General features: G+C 74.1%; 14 protein-coding genes and 1 pseudogene. 10 read left to right on the top strand and 5 right to left on the bottom strand.

All coding sequences use genetic code 11. The features are described from left to right. Nucleotides 1-11 precede the first annotated feature (11 nt). The 3 genes from ACIOJE_RS13040 to ACIOJE_RS13030 all read left to right on the top strand — a co-directional run bounded on the left by ACIOJE_RS13040 (nt 12) and on the right by ACIOJE_RS13030 (nt 1,905). Complete coding sequence (locus ACIOJE_RS13040) at nt 12-875, top strand: alpha/beta fold hydrolase (RefSeq protein WP_400775752.1); 864 nt, start codon at nt 12-14, stop codon at nt 873-875. 186 nt (nt 876-1,061) lie between these two features. Then, entirely contained in the window at nt 1,062-1,325 is a 264-nt protein-coding gene (locus ACIOJE_RS13035) for an MMPL family transporter (protein ID WP_400775749.1), read from the top strand. 112 nt (nt 1,326-1,437) lie between these two features. Next, complete coding sequence (locus ACIOJE_RS13030; protein ID WP_400775746.1) at nt 1,438-1,905, top strand: NADAR family protein; 468 nt, start codon at nt 1,438-1,440, stop codon at nt 1,903-1,905. Nucleotides 1,906-1,912: 7 nt separating this feature from the next. Here ACIOJE_RS13030 and ACIOJE_RS13025 read toward each other — a convergent pair whose 3' ends face one another. The 4 genes from ACIOJE_RS13025 to ACIOJE_RS13010 form a co-directional block, all read right to left on the bottom strand. After that, the gene (locus ACIOJE_RS13025; protein WP_280677483.1) at nt 1,913-2,737 is read right to left on the bottom strand and encodes a hypothetical protein; all 825 of its coding nucleotides are present in this window, start codon (nt 2,735-2,737) and stop codon (nt 1,913-1,915) included. 235 nt (nt 2,738-2,972) lie between these two features. Beyond that, the gene (locus ACIOJE_RS13020) at nt 2,973-4,283 is read right to left on the bottom strand and encodes a Dyp-type peroxidase (RefSeq protein WP_280677482.1); all 1,311 of its coding nucleotides are present in this window, start codon (nt 4,281-4,283) and stop codon (nt 2,973-2,975) included. A gap of 38 nt (nt 4,284-4,321) precedes the next feature. Beyond that, nucleotides 4,322-5,335 (bottom strand): hypothetical protein, encoded by a 1,014-nt coding sequence (locus ACIOJE_RS13015; protein ID WP_280677481.1) that lies wholly within the window; start codon nt 5,333-5,335, stop codon nt 4,322-4,324. 6 nt (nt 5,336-5,341) lie between these two features. Further along, entirely contained in the window at nt 5,342-5,875 is a 534-nt protein-coding gene (locus ACIOJE_RS13010; RefSeq protein ID WP_280677480.1) for a hypothetical protein, read from the bottom strand. 258 nt (nt 5,876-6,133) lie between these two features. Here ACIOJE_RS13010 and ACIOJE_RS13005 point away from each other — a divergent pair, with 258 nt between their 5' ends. The 7 genes and pseudogenes from ACIOJE_RS13005 to ACIOJE_RS12975 form a co-directional block, all read left to right on the top strand. After that, nucleotides 6,134-6,634 carry a cupin domain-containing protein gene (locus ACIOJE_RS13005; RefSeq protein WP_280677479.1) on the top strand — a complete coding sequence of 167 codons (501 nt, stop codon included), beginning with the start codon at nt 6,134-6,136 and terminating at the stop codon, nt 6,632-6,634. A gap of 731 nt (nt 6,635-7,365) precedes the next feature. Then, entirely contained in the window at nt 7,366-7,599 is a 234-nt protein-coding gene (locus ACIOJE_RS13000) for a hypothetical protein (RefSeq protein ID WP_400775743.1), read from the top strand. A gap of 20 nt (nt 7,600-7,619) precedes the next feature. Further along, nucleotides 7,620-8,411: a helix-turn-helix transcriptional regulator gene (locus tag ACIOJE_RS12995; RefSeq protein WP_280677475.1), complete on the top strand. Its 792-nt coding sequence runs from the start codon at nt 7,620-7,622 to the stop codon at nt 8,409-8,411. Between the two features lie 80 nt (nt 8,412-8,491). Continuing rightward, nucleotides 8,492-8,920, top strand: a complete 429-nt coding sequence (locus tag ACIOJE_RS12990; RefSeq protein WP_400775741.1) for a sigma factor-like helix-turn-helix DNA-binding protein — start codon at nt 8,492-8,494, stop codon at nt 8,918-8,920. Nucleotides 8,921-9,137: 217 nt separating this feature from the next. Next, nucleotides 9,138-9,683 (top strand): hypothetical protein, encoded by a 546-nt coding sequence (locus tag ACIOJE_RS12985; protein WP_400775738.1) that lies wholly within the window; start codon nt 9,138-9,140, stop codon nt 9,681-9,683. 68 nt (nt 9,684-9,751) lie between these two features. Further along, nucleotides 9,752-10,750 carry an aldo/keto reductase gene (locus tag ACIOJE_RS12980; RefSeq protein WP_400775735.1) on the top strand — a complete coding sequence of 333 codons (999 nt, stop codon included), beginning with the start codon at nt 9,752-9,754 and terminating at the stop codon, nt 10,748-10,750. 26 nt (nt 10,751-10,776) lie between these two features. Continuing rightward, nucleotides 10,777-11,175, top strand: a pseudogene (locus tag ACIOJE_RS12975) (DUF4253 domain-containing protein); the annotation flags it as partial. A gap of 59 nt (nt 11,176-11,234) precedes the next feature. Here the strand turns inward: ACIOJE_RS12975 and ACIOJE_RS12970 are convergent. Next, a complete protein-coding gene (locus ACIOJE_RS12970; RefSeq protein ID WP_400775733.1) occupies nt 11,235-13,025 on the bottom strand; it encodes a beta-galactosidase family protein in 1,791 nt (596 codons plus the stop codon). Nucleotides 13,026-13,104 lie beyond the last annotated feature (79 nt).

Raw genomic sequence — 13,104 nt, 5'->3', positions numbered from 1 at the left:
ACACATGTATCATGCGAATCAGCCAGTTCAAGAACGACCAGGCCAGGGACCGGTTTCAGGCCGCCTACGAGCGGACCCTGGCGCAGCTGTGGCCCGGAGAGCGCACCGCACTGGACCTCCCGACCGCGTTCGGGACCACCCGCGTCTACCGGACCGGCCCGCAGCACGGCGAGCCGATCGTGCTGCTGCCCGGCTCGGGCGGAAACGCGCTGATGTGGCACCGGTACATCGACACGCTGGCCCGGCACCGCCCGGTCATCGCCGTCGACACGGTCGGCGAGCCGGGCGCGAGCGTGCAGAGCGCCCCGATCGGCGACGGCCGGGACGGCGCCGCCTGGCTGGACGAACTCCTGGCCGCACTGGACGTGACGGACGCCCAGGTGGTCGGCTGCTCCTACGGCGGCTGGCTGGCGCTCAACCACCAGATCCACCACCCCGGACGGGTCGCCTCCCTCACCCTGCTGGACCCCGCGGGCTTCGCCGGTTTCGGCCCCCGCTTCTACGCCTGGCTGATCGCCGGCGGGCTCGCCGCCGCCGCGCCGCGCCCGCTGCGCCCCCGCCTGGCCCGCCTGGTCGGCAACAGCACCGTCCTGGAGGGCGAACTGATGGGCCTGATGCGGGCGTCGATGGGATTTCGCCGCGCACTCCCGGTGCCCCCGGTCTTCTCCGACGAGGAACTGCGCCGCCTGAGCATCCCGGCGCTGTTCCTGCTCGGGGCGCGCAGCGCCCTGCACGACTCGCGCGAGGTCGCCGACCGCATCGGCGGCCTCGTGCCCTCGGCCCGGGTGGAGGTCGTGCCCGGCGCCGGCCACGCCCTGCCGACCGACCGGCCGGACCTGGTGGCCGACCGCATCCTCCACGCCGTCGGCCGGTAGCCCCACCGGGCGCACGCGCGCGGGGAGTGGGAAGCCGACGGAGCCGACTTCCCGCTCGGTACGTCAGGACGGCTGGGCACCGGTGTTCTTCTTCGCGATGATCTTCGCCCTCGCCATGGACGACACCGTCTTCCTGCTCGCCTCCGTCAAGGAGCACTACGAGCACACCGGCGACCCCGCGAGGCCATGATCTTCGCCCTCGCCCACTCCGGCCGGGTCGTCTTCGCCGCGGCGGGCGTCATGGTCGCCGTGTTCCTCACCTTCGCCCTGTCCGGCCCGCTGCCGCCCAAGGAGATGGGCCTCGTGCTCGGCGTCGCCGTCCTGCCGGACGCGGCCCTGGTCCGGCTCGTCCTGCTCCCCGTGCTGCTGCGACTGACCGGCCGCGCCGCCTGGCACGCCCCGGCCTGGCTGGACCGCGTCCTGCCGAAGATCGGCTTCTCCCACCGCTGACACCCACACCAGGACCCGTACCCGCGCCCGCGACCGGACGGAAACCGGTTGCGGGCGCGGCCGCACGCCTGCGACCGTACGGCTCCCGCCACCACCCCTCCACAAGGCCCGGATGACCATCTACTTCTACGGCGCCGACGAAGCCCCCCACGGCTGCTTCTCCAACTTCTCCCCCCACCCCCTGCACCTCGACGGACACCTCTGGCCCACCTCGGAGCACTACTTCCAGGCCCAGAAGTTCCCCGGCACCCGCCACGCCGACCTGATCCGTCGTGCCCGCACCCCGCTGCGCGCCGCCGAACTCGGCCGCGACCCCGCCAAACCGTTGCGCCGCGACTGGGAGCGCGTCAAGGACGACGTGATGCGCCGGGCGGTGGAGGCCAAGTTCCGCGAGCACGCCGACATCCGCGCCGTCCTGCTCGCCACCGGCGACGAGGAGATCGTCGAGGACACCGGCACCGACCACTACTGGGGGCGCGGGCGCACCGGCACCGGCCGGAACATGCTCGGCCGCATCCTGATGCGCACCCGCGCCCGGCTGCGCGCCGAGTTCCCCGCGGGCGACGCCGCAGGTATATGACGGTGCGTCAGGAGCCGGGTGGGGGCGTGGACATCAGGGCGCGCAGCAGGTCGTCGCCCAGGCTCAGGTCGGTCCGCGACTCGTCCGGCAGGTGGTAGTCGCGGTACCAGTCCGCGGGGGCCTCCGGGTGCGGGCCGCTGACCGCCACCCGGCCGGTGCCGTAGGAGGCGACGACGACGGCGGCGCGGTTGTTGGAGTAGCGGGCCAGGACGTCCACGCCCGGGCCGTCGACGTCGAAGTACGGGCCGTCCTGGAAGTACATCCGCTGCGGGCGGCCGCGCCAGGCGACGTCGACGAGGTGGTCCTGCTCGTCGGTGACGGTCGCGCCCTGGGAGCGGATGTACTGCCCGGAGTCGCCCGGCAGGAGGTCGTAGCCCGGGTCGCCGGCCAGGTAGCCGCCCATGCACAGGCCCAGGTAGTGCCCGCCGCCGTGGACGTAGTCGCGCACCAGCTCCGGCGAGAAGCCGGGCTCGCGCCGGAGCAGGCCCCACGCGGTGCTCACCTCCTGCCCGTTGGTGCCGCCCGGCTGCACGTACAGCGCGGCGCCGGCCAGCGCGCCCGCGCCGAAGTGCAGCCGCTCCTGCGGACCGAGGTAGTGCACCGCGAAGCCGTCGCGTTCCAGCAGCTCCCGCGCCGCCTCCGGGCAGCCCTCGCAGGCCGCCGGGCCCCGGTAGACCAGGGCGAGCGGCCGCCCGCCGGGGGCGGCGGTGCCGCCGGGGTCGTCGGCCGGGTCGTCCTGGGCGGGGGAGGAGCCGCAGGCGGACGCCGTCAGCACCGCCGCCGCCACCGCCAGGGCCGCCACGGCCCGTCCGAGCCGCCGTCCACCCCTCATGACCCGCACTCCCGCATCGCCGACACCCCTCCCCGGGCCCTTCGCCATGTGCAGCGACGACGCTACGGGCACAGCGGCCCGCACCGCACATCCGCCCCCCGATCGGATGCCCCCGCGCCGCCCCGTTGACGAGCCGACCGGGCCGGCCTGCCCGGTCGGGGCCACCGGCCGGACGGGGCCGGGCGACCGGCGGGCGAGGCCGGCACCCCGCGAGCGGCCCGGCCAACTCGGCCGGTCAGTCGGTCAGCGCGCCGAGCCAGCGCAGTGCGCTGAGACTGGGCAGGAACGCGTACTCGCCGCCGCGGGTGGTGACGAACCCCGGCAGGTCCCGCAGCCTGCGACGGACCGGGCGGCGGGGGATGGTGTAGTCGTGCGGTCCGTCGCCGGTGGCCGCGATGGGGTCGCGGGCGTCCCCGGCGCCGAAGAAGACGCCGTCGTTGAGCCACTGCGACTGGGCGAACTCGAACTGGCGCCCGAGGTGTGCGCCCACGAACGCGAACATCAGGCCGCGGTCGGCACCGTCGTCGACCGTCACGCCGTCAGGCAGCAGGGGGCCGTAGGCGGTGCCACGGCGGATCATGCGGTGCAGGCGGGGCTCACCGGCGACGGCCGCGTCGCGGGGGTTCGCGCGGCGGATGTGGCAGCCGCCGGGCGTGACGAACCCGCCGGGGTCGTCGCAGGCGTATCCGAACACGTTGTTGCGCGTACGGTCGGCGCCGAGGGCCGGGTCGTCGCGCTCGGGCGCGAGCGCGAGCGGGGCGCCGCTGCGCCACCTGCCCATCAGCTTGGCGGCGAGCAGTTCCGCGTCGTCGGGGCCGTCGGAGTTCTGTTCGAGGAAGCGGCGGAACGCGGCGACGTCCTGGCGGAGCTTGCGGAAGGCGACGTAACTGCCGTTGCGGCCCAGGACGTCGGGTTCGGTGGTCTGTACGCCGCCGAGCTCGTCGGGCTGGCCGAGGACGAACTCGCCGGCCTTGAGCGGCTGTTCGCGGGGGTTGGAGCCGGGGACGTCGCTGCCCTCGACGGCGGGATGGCTGATGCCGTCGCGGTAGCCGAACGGCTCGGTCTCGGTGGGCAGGGCGTGGCACTCCTGGCGCCAGATCGCGGTGACGCCGGACAACTGCCGGAAGGCGGGCCGGGCCCGGTCGATCGCGGCTTCCAGCAGCGCGGTGTCGGGGGCGAGGGCGGTGAGGACCACGTGCACGTCCGGGCCGCCCAGCGGCTGCTCCCAGTGTTCGGGGCTGCTGGGTCCGATGTCACCGAGCGCGGTGGCGCGGGCGGCCATGCCCTGGCGGAACTCCCACGCGAACGTGTCCAGTGCGCTCTGCGGCACGCCCAGCGCGCGCAGGCCCTGGTAGGTGACGGCGACGCTGACCCAGGTCTCGCCGAGCGGGCTGAGGGTGTCCGCGGCCGAGGTGACCACCGACGCGGCACGGCGCATCAGCTCGCGGCCGTGGGCGCGGTCGTCGATGCGGAACAGGACGTACGTCGCCGCGTACGGCGACGGGCGCGGGCTGAGCACACCCCGCTGGATGTCGTGCAGGTCCACGCTGGCTCCTTCCCCGGCTGCTCGGCGATTCCCCGGCTCTACGTGGTGACGACGTTGCGCCAGAAGGCGCGCAGGCTCTCGTCGCCGCCGAACAGGGAACTGAAGATGGTCGAGTCGGCCATGAGGACGTCCCCGGCGCGCGGGCCCGCCGGGGGCAGCCACAGGAACATGTTGAACTCGGTGTTGCCGGCCTCGGTGAACGGGTGCGGACGGCTCAGGTCGACGGGCTGGCGGCCCAGCACCAGAGCGGCCTGCTCGTCGTCGGTGGTGACCGCGTAGTGCGGCAGGTGCAGGTGGAAGTTGAAGGTGGTCACCCCGGTCAGCCAGCCCCGGGTGTCGAGGTCGCGGTTGACCGAGAGCGGGGCGATGCGGCCCGGTCCGACCACCGCCGGACGCAACCCGTAGCGGTTCTCCACCGGCACGCCGAGCCCCTCCATCAGCGAGCGGGTGTAGCGGCCGAAGCGCTGCTGGCGCGGTACGAGCAGGTCGCCGTGGTGGTGGTACTCGATGTCACGCACCGCGAGGTCGTCGCCGGCGCCGACGTCGTGATGCGGGCCCAGCACCAGGCAGGTGCCCTCCCGGCCCGCCCAGTCGCGCAGCGCCTCGATCTCCTCGGCGGCGGCCTGCTGCCCGGTGACCATGTGGTCCAGACCGAACACGAACAGGGTGTCGGTGTCGGCCAGCACCCGCTCGTCCAACGGGGTGACGAACCCGGCCTGGTCGATGCGCTGGTACATGGCGACCGGGTGCCCGGTGGTCTCGGCGACGAAGTCCTGGAACGGCTCCCACGCCCAGAAGAACAGCTCCAGGGTGCCGGCGATGCCCTGCTGGAACCGCATCGGATCGGACCACTGGGGCTCCTCGTAGGCCGGCCACGCGACCCGCCGCACCTCGGTCATCGTGGAGAACCGGTTGTCCAGCTCCGCCGGGTTCCTGCCGGCCTCGCCCGGATAGCTCCACGCCACGTAGACGCTGACCCGGCGCCGACCGGGTGTGTACGGCCGCGGCCGGTGCCTGGTGTTGTAGACGCGCGCCGTGCGCTGGTCGTTCATGGGTCCTCACTGGAGCTGGTCGAGCATCTCGGACAACGCGTTCCTGACCCGCAGCGCCTTCTTCACCTCGTCGGCGGTCACGTACGGGTACTCGCCGTACTCGATGAAACTCGGGCACTGGTGTTCGCGCACGAATCCGACGAACGCCTCCGGATTGGTCCTCCAGTCCTCCGGAAAACCCTCCAGGTGCTCGAACGCCGTGTTCACCCCGGCCCTGGTGAACAGCGCGATGGCGTCCTCGGTGTACTTGTCGAAGTCGGTGTCGAAGATGCCCTGGTACATGAACCTGGTGTCGTCGTCGAACAGCACCCAGCGCAGGTAGTGCAGCTTCAGCGGCGCGAGCAGGTGCGGATCGGACGCGAGGGCCTCGGCCAGGGTGTTGCCGTACGCGCGCAGCGCGTCGGCGTGCCCGGACTTCACCTTCGCGATGATCGTGAAGCCGTAGCACGCCGGTGTGCGCGGAAAGACCGGACCGTACTTGCCCTGTTCCAGGTGGCTGGTGTCCTTCGGGAGCACCATCGCCGCGGGCTTGATCTCCATGTCGTGCCCCATTCACAGCAGCCGAGACGAACGTCCACCCCTGCGCCTGCGACTATACGAGCCCATGGGGCAGATGACCCTTTTGTCCGGATGGGGTAGGGCGGCCCCGGCGGGGGCGGGGGTGTCCTGGCGGCCCTGACCACCCTGGCGGTGGCCGGGGCGGGGCGTCCGTCGGCGCCGGCCCCTCCGGAATTGACCCATGAAAACGGTGCCAGATTGCCACCTGATGGCCGGTCTTTCCGGTCCTAGTCTGGTCACATGACGACGACGAAGAACACCACCGCCCCCGCCCCCGTGCTGACCCGCCACGCCGAGGCCGAGACCTGCGCCGACCCGAGCAGCACCATGACCCTGCTCGCCGACTCGGCGCACACCGAGGGCGGGTTCACGAGCTACCGCTCCACCTTCGCCGAGGGCGCGGTCGGGGCCCCCGCGCACTTCCACACCCGGGCGTGGGAGCTGTTCTTCGTGATCAGCGGCTCGCTGCGGGTGCTGGTCGGCGAGGAGGTCACGATCCTGGGCGAGGGCGACTTCCTCGCCGTGCCGCCGCACACCCCGCACGCCTTCGCCGCCGCCCCGGGCGCCGAGGCCGACGTCCTGTTCGTGTTCACCCCGGGCATGGACCGCTTCGACTACCTGCGCCTGCTGGGCCGCGTCATGCGCGGCGAGGCCGACCCGGGCGCGATCGCCGCCTCCGCCGGGCGCTTCGACAACCACTACGTCGACAGCCCCGCCTGGCGCGCCGCCCTGGCCTCCTGAACGCGGGGCGGCCGGGCCGGGCGGGGGCCGGGCGCTCCCGACAGGCCGGGGCGAGCCGGGTGTGGAACGGTGGAGGCCGGGGGTCCCGGTTGCGAGAGGAGTGGCCAATGTCGTCGAAGCGTCGCCGCAAGAAGAAGGCCCGGGCCAGGCGCGGGGCCAACCACGGCCGCCGCCCCCAGTGCTGAGTCCTGAGTTCTGAGCCCCGAGCGCCGGCCCGGCCCGCAATCCGCTCCGGCAGGGTGGGCGCGGGGTGGCCGGGGAGCGCAGGACGGGTGGGAAACGCAGGACGGTTGGGAAACACAGAGAGACCGCTCGGGCCGCTGGGGCCGGGCGGTCTCTGCTGTTCGGACGGGCCCATGCGCCAACACGGCCCGCTGCCGGTGTTCCCGAAATGTTTGGAGTAGACAGCGCCCCCGGGTTCCGGACCCGCAGGTCTGGATGACGCTGCTGCACATCGTCACATTCGGCCAGGACGGCTACAAGGGCAGGTTGCACAAAAATGCATCAAATTCCGGTTTCGAGTCTCTGAACTGCGTTGATATCGAAGGGTTGTGACGAGATCACGGGCCGGGGCCGGGATTCTGGCGCATCAATCCGCGCGATGTTCACCGAACCGATTGGGAATCACCCGTATGCCTGACAGAGTGTTGTGCGAACGGGTACCTCGTGTGACGCCAACCACCGAAGTGCCCGCCCGTTGGAGTAGACAGTGATATAGGAGGACCTCCTCGATGACGAGGAAGCGGAAGAAGAAGCCCGCCCCCGCCCACTGTGCCGCAGACCACCCGGCGCCGTCGCGTCCGGGCCTGCCGTGGCTGCCCGGCCCCGCGCAGACGGCCGTGGTCGTCGTGGTGGTGGTCGTGGCCGCCGCCCTGGTAACGGCGGGCATGTCGGCGGGAGCGGCACTCGAACTGGCCACCGGCGGCTGCCTGTTGGCCGTCAGGCTCCGGCGGGAGCGGGTCTAGAGGGGAACCCCTGCCCGCCGATGGGACGCCACGAGAAACCGATCGCGGCGACCGAGCCGGCCCTGGGCCGGCTCGCCGCGTGGCTGCGCGAGCAGCGTGACCGGGCCGGACTGACCTACCGTCAGCTCGCCACCCGGACCAACTACCACTCGACCACCCTGCAACGGGCCACCAGCGGCCGGACCATGCCGAGCTGGGAGGTCGTCGAGGCCCTCACCCGGGCCTGCGACGGCGACCTCAAGACGGCCCGCCGCAAGTGGACCCACGCCAACTACTGGGCCCACGTACCCCGGGCCTCCGGGACCCAGCGCCGAGCGCCCCGGCGCCTCAACCCCGAGCAGGTCGACTCCCTCGCCGACCTGCGCCGGGCGATGCACGAGATGCGGCGCAAGGCCGACTGGCCCTCCCTGGAGGAGCTGGACCGCCGGGCCCGGGCCAGGGGAGGGCGCCTGCCCTCCAGCACCCTGGCGCTGGTCCTCAAGGGCGAGGCCCCGCTGCGCAGGACCGTGTTCGTCACCTACCTGGAGGTCTGCGGGGTCAAGGAGGCCCGCCGCGAGCTGTGGGCGGCCGCCTGGGAGCGGACGAACAACGCCCGCCTCCCGGCACCGGTGAACTCCCGTACGTACCAACGGGAGTTCACCCGGGCCATGCGGTCCTCCAGCAGCGGCACCTCGACGGACATCCTGTTCAGGCTGTGGGTGACCCTGCGCAACAGCCTGGCCGCCGACCGCGCCGAGGACGCCGGGCACCCCGGCCACCCCGCCGCGGCGGGCCGCGACGGCACCGGCGACAGCCCGCCGGTGCTCGTGTGACCGGGTCCGCGGACGGGGACGCGCCACCGGCGCCCCCGTCCGCGGACCAGCACCCACCCGCGCCACCCCGGGAACCCACCATGCCGACACCACCACGACAGCCGACCACCGTCACCGCCGGCACCGCCACCGGGTCGGCCCTGGGCCTGTGGGCGCTGTACGACCTCCACCTGCGCCACTACCTGGACTACGCCGCCCTGCTGCTCACCCCGGCCGACGCCCCGCTGGCCGTCCAGGGCGCCTTCGAGGACCTCAGCGGCCAGTGGCTCGACGCCCTGGCCACCGCCAGCCCGGCGGCCTGCGCCTGGCAGGCGGTCCGCCGCCGCGTCTGCGCCCTGGCCGGCCCGCGCCCGCTCGGGCCGGTCGCCCACCTCACCGCCCCCCAGCAGGACGTCCTCCTGCTGCACCTGGTCCTGGACCTGCCCGCCGCCGAGGTCGCCGCCGTGACCGGCACCGAACCGGGCACCGTCCATGTGCAGTTGCGCTCGCTGGCAGCCGAACGCCGGTAGCGCCCGCTGCCGTTCCCGCCCAGCCCGTTCCCGCCCAACCCGAACCCGCTCCGTCCGAACCCGTCCGACCCGCCGTTCGCCCCGACGCCGCCTGACCGGCCGGCGCGGGCCGGTGCGATGGAGCCGGTGCAATTGAGCCGAGCGGCGGTCGGCGGCCGTTGACTTCGAGGGAGGCGCGCCCGCCCGGACGGCGCGCCAGGACGTCAGGAGTGCGGCCATGCTCAGGTTCCACGGCGCGTGGCGGATCACGGTGGTCGGCAAGGACGCGAGCTTCGACCAGCGTGCGGTGGTGCGCGGCCCCTACGGCACCCGGGTGGTCCCCGGCCGGGTCGGCGCCACGCTGGAAGTCGACGAGGACAGCTGGACGCTGGCCCTGGAACACCACCTGTGGGGCCGCACCTGGCAGCCGAACCTGCGGGTCACCCCCGGGCCCGTCACCGAACGCGACGGCGTCCGCAGCCGCCTGGTGACCAGCAACGACTGCCACTGGCCCGGCAAGGCCATGGACTACGTCAACTTCGTCATCCGCCTCGACCAGGCCCTCGCCCCGGCCCCCGCCCCGATCCGGGACACACGCCGCCCCGTCGAGGCCCTGCCCGCCGCGCCGCGGGCCGTCCGCACCTCCTCCTCCGGCGGCCTCGGCGCGCCCGCGCCCCGCCCGGCGGAGACCACGGGCACCCCGGCCCACCCCGGCGCCCCCGCCCGGACCGGCATCCCGGCCCAGCCCGGCACCCCGGCCCGGCGCGCCACCACCCCCTGGTAGCCCGCCGGCCGCAGCGGCACGCCCGATAAAGTCCCAGGTGAGCGCCGCCCACCCGAGGAGACCCCGCCATGCCGACCGCCCCCGCCACCGGAGCCCCCGCCGACCGCCCGCCCATCGCGCGCTACGGCCTGGGCACCGCGGCCGTCGGCCGGCCCGGCTACATCACCCTCGGCCGCGACGCCGACCTGCCCGCCGAACGCACCGTCGAGGCGCTGCGCGAGCGCACCCACGCCCTGCTCGACGCCGCGTACGCCGCCGGCGTGCGCTACCTCGACACCGCCCGTTCCTACGGCCGCGCCGAGGAGTTCGTCGCCCAGTGGCTGGCCGAGCGCCCCGAGGCCGCGGCGCAGGTGACGGTCGGCAGCAAGTGGGGCTACACCTACACCGCCGGCTGGCAGGCCACCGGGGTGGCTGCGCACGAGGTCAAGGAGCACTCGACGGCGGTGTTCGACCGCCAGGTCCGCGAGAGCCGGGCGCTGCTGGGCCCGCACCTGGACGTCTACCTGGTCCACTCCGTCACCCCGGACAGCCCCGCCCTGACCGACGCCGCCCTGCACGCCCGCCTGGCCGACCTGGCCGGACAGGGCGTGCGGGTCGGCCTGTCCACCAGCGGCCCGGCCCAGGCGGACACCATCCGCGCCGCCCTGAAGGTCACCGTGGACGGCCGGCCGCTGTTCGCCGCCGTCCAGGCCACTTGGAACCTGCTGGAACCCTCCGCCGCCCCGGCCCTGGCCGAGGCCCACGCCGCCGGCTGGCTGGTGGTCGTCAAGGAGGGCATGGCCAACGGCCGCCTGGCCGGCCGCAACGCCACCGGGGACGACACCGCCGCGCTGCGCGCCCTCGCCGCCCGCACCGGCGCGCCCGTCGATGCCCTCGCCCTGGCCGCGGCCGCCGCCCAGCCCTGGGCCGACCTCGTCCTGTCCGGCGCGGCCACCGTCGACCAGCTCGCCTCCAACCTCACCGCCGCCACCCTGCACCCCGCCCCCGAGGACCTGGCCGCCCTCGCCGCCCTGGCCGAACCCGCCGAGGCGTACTGGCGCACCCGGGCCGCCCTGCCCTGGGCCTGACGCACCGCCCGCCTTCCCCGCCGGCGGTGCCCACCGCCGCCGTCCCCGACGGCACCCCCGGCATCGAGGCCCGAGGCCTGGCCGATGTGCTGCTGTCCGTACGGGAGGCGCGCCTCGGCCTGGTCCGGGCGGGCAGCGGTGCCGAGGCGCTGGCCGCTTGCGGGTGGAGCGGCCCGGTCAACTACGAGGACGACACCGCCAGGATCGCCGCCGTGCTCGCCGACTGGGAGCGGCGATTCGGCGCCCAGGTCGTCCAGGTCGGCTTCGACACCCTGGAGTTGAGCGTCGCCGTCCCGCCCGCCACGCTTGTCGAGGCCCTTCCGCTGGCCGCCGAGCACACCGCGTTCTGCCCCGACCTCGTCTTCCAGGGCGTCGGCACCCTGACCGCCTACGCCGAAGGCCTCGTCGGCAACCACCAGTGGTCGTTCTGGTGGGACTGGCTCCGTACTGACCCCGGACTGACCCCGTACTGCCCCCGGGCCGGTCAGTACTCGGAGCTGGGCGCGGCGGTGGTGGGCCCGAGGTCGGGCTGGTCGCGCAGCTCCACCGCCTCGCCGTGGTGGTCGAGTTCGAGGACGACGAGGTCGTTGGCGCCCGCGCGCCACAGCGGTGCGGGGGCGTAGAGGGTGCGCTGCGGGCCGGCGGCGCTGTAGCGGCCGAGCAGGAAGCCGTTGAGCCACAGCAGGCCGCGTCCCCAGCCGGGCAGGGCGACGAAGGCGTCGGCGGGGGAGTCGAGGGCGGCGGTGAAGCGGTGGAACGCCGGGTGGCCCGCGCGCGCCGCCACCGACTCCTCGAAGGCCAGTCGCCCCAGGTCGGTGAGCGGCAGCGGTCGGATCTGCCAGCCGAACAGCCGCTGGCCGCCGTGTGAGACCCCGCGGGTGATGCCCTTGCGGTCGTCCATCTGCGGGCCGTAGTTCACCCGCCCGAGCGCCTCGACCAGGATGTCCAGGGTGGCCCCGTCCGGGCCGGTGGCCAGCGGGAGCGTCGCGCCGGGGGAGTTGCGGTCCAGGACGCCGAGCGGGCGCCCGTCGGCGAACACGTGCGCGTGGTCCGCCAACCCGTCGATGCGCAGCGGGAGTTCGGCGCGCGGCCCGGGCACCCGGGTGCGGTAGTGGATCAGCCCGCGGTCCTGTCCGACCTGCTCCATCGGCAGCGGCGCCGCCCGCTCCAGCGGTTCGGCCAGCGCGTCCAGGCTCTCCAGCAGTTCGGCCCGCCCGTCGGCCCGGGCCAGCCGCTGCGGCGCCACCCGCGGTGGGTCGGCGGGCAACTCGCCCTGGGGCAGGGGTAGATGGCGCCCGATGACCTCCCGCAGCGCGTGGAACTTCTCGGTCAGCTCGCCCGCCTCGCCGATCGGCGCGTCGTAGTCGTAGCTGGTGACGGTGGGCTCGTACCCGGCGTCGCAGGGGTGGGCGCCCGAGTGGTTGGCGCCGGACCACAAGCCGAAGTTGGTGCCGCCGTGCGCCATGTACAGGTTGACGGAGGCGCCGGTGGCGAGGAGTTCGGCGAGCGAGGCGGCGCTCTCCTTGGCGTCGCGCACGTGGTGGGGCAGACCCCACTGGTCGAACCAGCCGATCCAGAACTCCATCACCGCCAGCGGCCCCTGCGTCTGGGTGCGGCGCAGCACCGCCAGCCGTTCGGGGGCGCGCGAGCCGAAGGTCGCGGTGGCCAGGTGCCCGGGGATGGCGCCGCCCTGCTGCATGGTGTCCTGGGCGCCGTCGGCGGTGAACAGCAGGCAGTCCACGCCCCGGCGGACCAGTCCGTCGCGCAGGTGGCGCAGGTAGGCGGCGTCGTCGCCGTAGCTGCCGTACTCGTTCTCCACCTGTACCGCCACCACCGGCCCGCCCCGGCTCGCCAGCAGCGGCAGCACCTCGGGCACCAGCGCGTCGAACCAGCCGTCCACCTCGGCCAGGTACGCCGGGTCGGCGCAGCGCAGCCGCGGCCCGTCGACGGCCAGCAGCCGGGCCGGCAGCCCGCCGAACTCCCACTCCGCGCAGATGTACGGCCCGGGCCGCAGGATCACGTCCAGCCCCAGGTCGCCGGCCAGGCGCACGAAGCGGGCCACGTCCCGCCACCCGGTGAAGTCCACCTCCCCGCGTCGCAGCTCGTGGAAGTTCCACGGCACGTAGGTGTCCACGGTGTTGACGCCCAGCGCCCGCAGCCGCCGCAGCCGGTCCTCCCACAGCTGCGGATGCACGCGGAAGTAGTGCAGCGCCCCGGAGACGATCCGGTGCGCCACCCCGTCACGCAGGAACCCGGTGGCGTCGTACTCGAGCATGCGCGGACCCGCTTCCGGTCGGGGACGGCCACAGTGCGCCACGAGCGTAGCGACCGGCGGGGCGTTCGTCGAAGCGCGT

Origin of the sequence: Kitasatospora sp. NPDC087861 (assembly GCF_044742585.1) — a bacterium.
Lineage (GTDB): Bacteria > Actinomycetota > Actinomycetes > Streptomycetales > Streptomycetaceae > Kitasatospora.
The sequence above is the reverse complement of the archived record's forward strand: the minus strand, read 5'-3'. Positions and strand labels throughout refer to the sequence as shown.

Coding starts and splice junctions, on each gene's coding strand:
- ACIOJE_RS13040 (WP_400775752.1), top strand. CDS start 12: ATGCGAATCAGCCAGTTCAAGAACGACCAGGCCAGGGACCGGTTTCAG.
- ACIOJE_RS13035 (WP_400775749.1), top strand. CDS start 1,062: ATGATCTTCGCCCTCGCCCACTCCGGCCGGGTCGTCTTCGCCGCGGCG.
- ACIOJE_RS13030 (WP_400775746.1), top strand. CDS start 1,438: ATGACCATCTACTTCTACGGCGCCGACGAAGCCCCCCACGGCTGCTTC.
- ACIOJE_RS13025 (WP_280677483.1), bottom strand. CDS start 2,737: ATGAGGGGTGGACGGCGGCTCGGACGGGCCGTGGCGGCCCTGGCGGTG.
- ACIOJE_RS13015 (WP_280677481.1), bottom strand. CDS start 5,335: ATGAACGACCAGCGCACGGCGCGCGTCTACAACACCAGGCACCGGCCG.
- ACIOJE_RS13010 (WP_280677480.1), bottom strand. CDS start 5,875: ATGGAGATCAAGCCCGCGGCGATGGTGCTCCCGAAGGACACCAGCCAC.
- ACIOJE_RS13005 (WP_280677479.1), top strand. CDS start 6,134: ATGACGACGACGAAGAACACCACCGCCCCCGCCCCCGTGCTGACCCGC.
- ACIOJE_RS13000 (WP_400775743.1), top strand. CDS start 7,366: ATGACGAGGAAGCGGAAGAAGAAGCCCGCCCCCGCCCACTGTGCCGCA.
- ACIOJE_RS12995 (WP_280677475.1), top strand. CDS start 7,620: ATGGGACGCCACGAGAAACCGATCGCGGCGACCGAGCCGGCCCTGGGC.
- ACIOJE_RS12990 (WP_400775741.1), top strand. CDS start 8,492: ATGCCGACACCACCACGACAGCCGACCACCGTCACCGCCGGCACCGCC.
- ACIOJE_RS12985 (WP_400775738.1), top strand. CDS start 9,138: ATGCTCAGGTTCCACGGCGCGTGGCGGATCACGGTGGTCGGCAAGGAC.
- ACIOJE_RS12980 (WP_400775735.1), top strand. CDS start 9,752: ATGCCGACCGCCCCCGCCACCGGAGCCCCCGCCGACCGCCCGCCCATC.
- ACIOJE_RS12970 (WP_400775733.1), bottom strand. CDS start 13,025: ATGCTCGAGTACGACGCCACCGGGTTCCTGCGTGACGGGGTGGCGCAC.